The organism is Haliscomenobacter sp., from assembly GCF_040403615.1.
In the GTDB taxonomy this organism is placed as follows: Bacteria; Bacteroidota; Bacteroidia; order Chitinophagales; family Saprospiraceae; genus Haliscomenobacter.
This window is the reverse complement of sequence record NZ_JBBAKG010000035.1, coordinates 50828-56878: the sequence shown is the minus strand read 5'-3', so window position 1 is coordinate 56878 and position 6051 is coordinate 50828. Positions and strand designations below refer to the sequence as shown.

4 protein-coding genes are annotated in these 6051 nt (G+C 47.0%); 2 read left to right on the top strand and 2 right to left on the bottom strand.

Annotation, left to right across the window (positions count from 1 at the left end; genetic code table 11):
- Positions 1-117: 117 nt before the first annotated feature.
- Complete coding sequence (locus ABW391_RS13235; protein WP_353482354.1) at positions 118-627, bottom strand: OmpH/Skp family outer membrane protein; 510 nt, start codon at positions 625-627, stop codon at positions 118-120.
- Positions 628-863: 236 nt separating this feature from the next.
- Between ABW391_RS13235 and ABW391_RS13230 the strand changes: the two genes are divergently transcribed.
- Positions 864-1769, top strand: coding sequence for a glycoside hydrolase family 73 protein (locus tag ABW391_RS13230; protein WP_353482353.1), 906 nt, complete (start codon positions 864-866; stop codon positions 1767-1769).
- A gap of 71 nt (positions 1770-1840) precedes the next feature.
- Here the strand turns inward: ABW391_RS13230 and ABW391_RS13225 are convergent, their stop codons facing one another.
- A complete protein-coding gene (locus tag ABW391_RS13225; RefSeq protein ID WP_353482352.1) occupies positions 1841-2527 on the bottom strand; it encodes a rhomboid family intramembrane serine protease in 687 nt (228 codons plus the stop codon).
- A gap of 195 nt (positions 2528-2722) precedes the next feature.
- On the opposite strand from ABW391_RS13225, the gene porU2 reads away from it, so the two are divergent.
- Positions 2723-6051 (top strand): putative type IX secretion system sortase PorU2 (gene porU2, locus ABW391_RS13220; RefSeq protein WP_353482351.1); only part of this gene is annotated, 3329 nt, incomplete at its 3' end.

The window sequence follows — 6051 nt, the reverse complement described above, 5'->3', positions numbered from 1 at the left end:
TTGCAGCGTTCCAGATTTTACGTGGGGTTACCCATAGCATAAGCGGGTGGATTAGAAGGGGCGACCCTTGCGGTCGCCCATTACGAGGGCGGCCGCAAGGGCCGCCCCGCCGGTAAATTATTGAATCCCCAATTTGGTTTTCACCAAAGGAAACAAATCTTCGGTATCTTTTGCAAACAAGACTGCATTGAAGGAACTGGTGTCAAAAACCAAAGAATATCCCTTCTCTTTTGCAACGTCCTGGATGGCCTGATTGACCCGATCCAAAATTGGTTTTAACAATGCCTCCCGTTTGTCCGAGATTTGTTTGCGCACTGCCTCTTCATACGATTGAATGGCAGTTTGCTCTGCTTCCAGTTGAGCCTGCCTTTCTTGCATTTTCACGGGTGCAACGGTCTGAGATTGTTGGTCCTTCAAATAGGCCAAATATCCTTCCTTGAGTTTGGAACTCATTTCTTCACCTTTGGAAACCAAAGCTTTCTGAAAATTTTCCAACTGTTTATCCGCGTCTTTAACTGCGGGCATGGCATTCAGCAGATTGCCATAATTGAGGTGTGCATACTTCTGGGCAGAAACTGTACCCAGAATGGCAAACAATGCTACAAAAGCCAATGTGATCTTTTTCATGTTCCTTAGCTGATTTCAAATTTTAAGCTGTAAAGGTAGAAGTAGTGATGAACTCTCCCAACTATTAAACGCAGATTCTGTGACATCGTCACAACTTCCAAAGATTCTGCGTCAGGCCATTTGGTTGTATCAAAAAAAACGGCAAATAAAAAACAAAATATGTTTTTTATTTGCCAGATTAAAAATTTATTGTTTTATTTGCAGAGTGATTTGAAACAATGATTAAAACAAAAGCTATGAAAACTTTGAAACTTGATCACCTGACTGTTGTACAATCCAAACTGCGGCAAAGCCACCGCGATCTGCGGAGAGCGGTGAGCCGCTATTGGTTTCAAGCCGCGTTGTTTTCCATTGCGGGCTATGGCATTGGTTCCAGAGAACTGAGTGTAAACCTTCACGTGAATGACCGCAATAGCCCCATTGTTGAAATTCAGAGCCTTGCTCCAAAAGGGGAGGCAATAAAAGCCAGCTATGTTAGTGAATCCATACATCCTATGAACGTTTCTATGCTCTCTTTTAGCACCGATGGGTCGAACCAAGTGGATCGTCCCTCGGTTGCTACTCCGCCCCCTAAATCCGGCCCGAGCAAGGCCGCTGCGGTCACCCGAACCAATTCACTGGGAGAGCTGGCCAATGAATTTAAAAACGTCAGTTTTCCTGATCAGGATGAAGTGTTTGAATCCGCAGACAAGCGCCAATCCAAACGCCAAAAGCAGTTGGCTTATGTACAGCGTTTTGCAGATATCGCTAAAGCGGAGCAAAAGCAATTTGGAATACCTGCTAGCATCACGCTGGCGCAGGGTTTGCTGGAGAGCGATGCTGGCGAAAGCCCGCTTTCTGAACAGGCCAACAACCACTTTGGGATCAAATGTTTCTCCCGAACATGTGGCCGGGGGCATTGTCGCAATTTTACAGATGATTCGCACAAGGATTTTTTCCGGGTTTTTCCTTCTGCATGGGAAAGTTTCCGCTCCCACAGCATGTTGCTGCAATCCAATCGGTATCGCCCACTAAAGAAGTTGGGAGAAAACTACGCAGATTGGGCCAAAGGCCTGTCTAAGGCAGGTTACGCTACCGACAAAAAATACGCCCAGAAACTGATCCACCTGATTGAGGATCTGGATTTGTTTCAATACGATTAGTAATTTTTTGCATCATACTTAGCATACAATGGTAGAGGCGATCCGGGTGATCGCCTTTTTTATTTAAGTTCCTAATTCACCAGATCTTCATTTCGGTATCCTTTCTTTAATTCCCGGGTGTACTCATTCCGGAATGGAAAGCCGCGCACTGCTCCAAAAGCAAAGCCTCCAATGTGCGCCCAGTAAGCAATCCCATCGGTTTCGGCAGTGGATGCGCTCAAACTCCCCAATCCATTCTGAAACTGGGAAAAAATCCAGAATCCCAAAAAAAGCAAGGCTGGTACTTTGAACGGGAAAATGATGAACAAAACTTTAACCTGCGATTGCGGAAACATGATGAGGTAGGCTCCTAACACTGCGGCAATGGCTCCGCTGGCACCCACCGTGGGAATTTCGCTGCCCGCATTGAAAAATATATGCGCCGCATGCGCCGCCAATCCTCCAGCCAGGTAAAAAATAAAAAACCGGACACTGCCGATTACGGCCTCAATGTTGTCGGCAAAAATCCAGAGAAACAGCATATTCCCAACGATGTGGCCGATGCTGCCGTGCAAAAACATGCTGGTGACCAGGGTATACAGCCGATGGCCATGGGTGATTTCAGCGGGAATCGCGCCATAATTCAGAATAAATTGTTCTTGCTGGTTGCCTTGACTGAGTTGAAGTAGGAAGACCAAGATGTTGATGGCCAACAAAGTATAACTCACCACCGGATAATGTCCTCCTTTTACGTTATCATCGCCAATTGGGAAAAGCATAATTGTTATTTTTGCAGTACTGCTTACCAAGGTAGTGTTTTTCAGAATGAATCTGCTGCTGATAATCGAATTATCTTGCACAAAAAAAAACAGACCTCTATGCATCACTTACGGATTCTGCTTGTACTCATAAGCAGCTTTTTTGCCATAAGGACTTGGGGGCAAATGCCAGTTGGATCAGACACTTTATACGGAATGGAATGGATTGTAGCCAACCAACCGTATTACAAAGTCAAAGTAACCCTGGATGGGGTTTATCGACTAAATTATGCCGATTTGCAAACTGCTGGGTTGCCAGTAACGCAAACCAAGGGAAACCAGTATCAGGTTTTTCACTTGGGAAAAGAAATCCCGATTTATGTCTCAAGCGGTGCATTGCCACTCAAAACCAACGATTACCTGGAATTTGTAGCCACCAAAAACCGGGGCGAAATGGATCGTTTTTTGTTTGAAAGACCTGAAAGTGACCAACTGAACCCGAAATACAGCCTGATTTCAGATACGGCTGCCTATTTTTTGACCATTGTGCCGAGTGGTGCTCCAACCTTGCGGTATCTGGATCAGGTCAATGATTGGAATAACTTGCCCAATAAAATTCCGACCTGTCGAAAAACGGCAGCTTATGTTTTTTCGGAACAATTCAACCATACCCGCTACGATTTTGAAAACCTGGTGGCCTACTCCAGTTACGATATGGGTGAAGGATTTGGCAGTGCTTTTGCTGCCGCAAAAGACCTCGATTTTACACTTGAAAACCTGAACGCAGGCATTACGCCAGCACAACTTACCTTGCGCCTTTGCTCGAATCAAGCCGAATTCCACCGTTTGCGCTTGCGCACCCTGAACAGCGATGCGCCGAATAACCCAGCAGGGCAATGGCTGCTCAATGATACCCTGCAACGCTATGAGCTCAAAGCTTATACTGGTCAAATCGCGGCCAATGGGCTGGCGCGCAAACTGAAATTGCGCATCGAAAACCAGGAGGGCTCTGGAGCCGCCTTTACGGTGGCTTTTGCCGAAATAGAATACACTGCCGATTTTGGATTCAGTCGAGCCAGTTCTGCCAGGTTTCAACTGGAGCCACAAGCGCAGCGGAGTTATTACGAAATTACCGATTTTGATGGGGGACTTGCACCAGTATTGTACCTCGAAAATACCCTGACGCGGGTAGTTTTAGAACCCTTGTCTGAGGGAAAATACCGTTTTACTTTGCCTCCATTGGCACAAAAGACCACCGTTTTACTGTTCAACCCGGTCAAAGCATTGGCCGCATTTCCACCTTTGAGCCAGGTGGTTTTTGCAGATTACCGCAATCTCGATGCCAATTACATCATCATCACTCACGCTAAATTGCGCAACGACGGTAAGGGGCGAGATTACGTTGAAGAATATGCCGCTTATCGCCGTTCCAGTCAGGGAGGAAGCTATCGGGTACTGATTGCCGATGTGCAACAACTTTTTGATCAGTTTGGCTACGGCATCCCTGATCATCCGCAGGCTTTGCGCAATTTTGGGGCTTATTTGACCAAACGAATTCGCCCCCAATACCTGTTTTTGATCGGACACGGCATTGAGTACCACCTATTGCGCCAACGCAACGCAGATATGCGCCCCGAGCATTACATTCCCACTTTTGGTACGCCCGGTTCCGACAACCTGTTGTTTTGTCCCAATGGCAAGCTGGTTCCATTTATCTCCACTGGTCGTTTGGCAGTTCTGTCACCCCATCAAATAGGTGATTACCTGGCCAAAGTAAAGGAATTTGACCAGCGTCTGGAGGCGCCACGCAACGCTCAAGCCCTGGCCTGGCGCAAAAGAGTACTGCACATTTCTGGCGGAAACCTGGATGGAAATGAAATCGCTACGTTTCAAGCCCGGCTCAAACGCGCCGGTAGTGTGTTGACAAACAATGATTTTGGAGCCATCGTCAATGGAGTAAGCAAACAAAGTGCGGAAGCGGTGGTGTTGTCTACTGCCGAAGAGGTCATCAAAGATGTCAATGCCGGGGTGGCCTTGAAAGTGTTTTTGGGACATGGTGCCGTAACCAATACGGATTTCGGATTGGACGACCCCTTACTGTTCAACAATGCCGGGCACTACCCACTCATTTTTTCATTGGGTTGCTTGACGGGTAAACTTTACGATCTCCAAAACAGTCTGAGCGAACGGTTTACCTTGGCGCCCAATCGCGGAGGCATTGCCTATATTGCTTCTTCGGGTTTTGCCAATGACGGTGCCTTGGAGATCTTTCTGAGCCGGTTTTATCAGGCTTTGGGGGGCAAAAATTACCTGGATGGCATCGGCGACATGACCAGTGTGGCGCGGAGTGGTTTGGAAAACATCAACTCGTTCATTTTTCGCAGCCTGGGCGAGCAAATCATCCTGCACGGTGATCCGGCCATTCGGATGAACCGCTACAAAGGCCCGGATTTTACTCCGGATTTGAGCAGTTTTCGCTTATTGCCCAACAATCCAACCGTTGATCAGGATTCTTTTGAAGTCCGGCTTTCTGTCCTGAATTTGGGGCAAAACAATCAGGATACCTTGCAGGTAAAATTGACCAGGATCTTGCCCGACGGCAAAGAGTTGACTTACGCTATTCGATTAAATGCCAGGGGTTTCGCCGATACCTTTAAAATAAAACTACCTGTATTGGGAAAATCTGCCCTGGGTAAAAACCGACTTTTTGCAGTCATTGATCCACTCAATCGCATTACAGAATTGCCTGATCCTGCTGCTGAAAACAACAATCGCCTGCTCAATAGCTCGGGCCAGGAGGGACTGGAATTCGTAGTGTTGCCCAATGATTTTGTGCCACTCTTTCCGGCCAATTTTGGCATTTTTACCAACAATCAATCTCGACCTACGCTGTATGCAAGTGCCACCAATGTGGATCAGGAGTTTAAGTTGGAAATCGACACCACGGCCCTGTTCAACAGTCCTTCCATGCAATCACTGCGGTTGAAATCCGAATCCAGTCTTTTGGCCTGGTCGCCTAGCTTATCCTGGCAAAATGGCCGGGTGTATTATTGGCGCATGCGCCCGGATTCGGCACAAAGTGCCGATGCCTGGAAACAAAGCTCTTTCCTTTTTCAACCCGGCAGCAAAAATGGTTGGAACCAGTCGCATTATTTTCAATTGCTGGAAACGAACCTGCAGCAGCTCAATTGGGATACAGAACGGCGCAAATTGTTGTTTCAATCCAAATTGAACAACATCATTGCCGAATCTGTACCTTACAGCCCTCAAACCAATAGTGTACCCACGCGCTACTTGTACAACAACAACCGCATTTTCCGCACTGTTTTTGTCCAGGGAGTAGTGGTCGCCGTATTTGACCCACTCACCGGACAACCCTGGCTGAATACCGATGGCCAGCAGCGCTATGGAACCTTGAACCAGCAAGATTTCGGGTTTATTTTTGAAACCAATACCCCAGAACAACGAAAAAAAGTGATCGATTTTTTGGAAAATGCCATCCCAAAGGGTCATTACGTATTGTTCATGACGGTAAAAGACGCCGG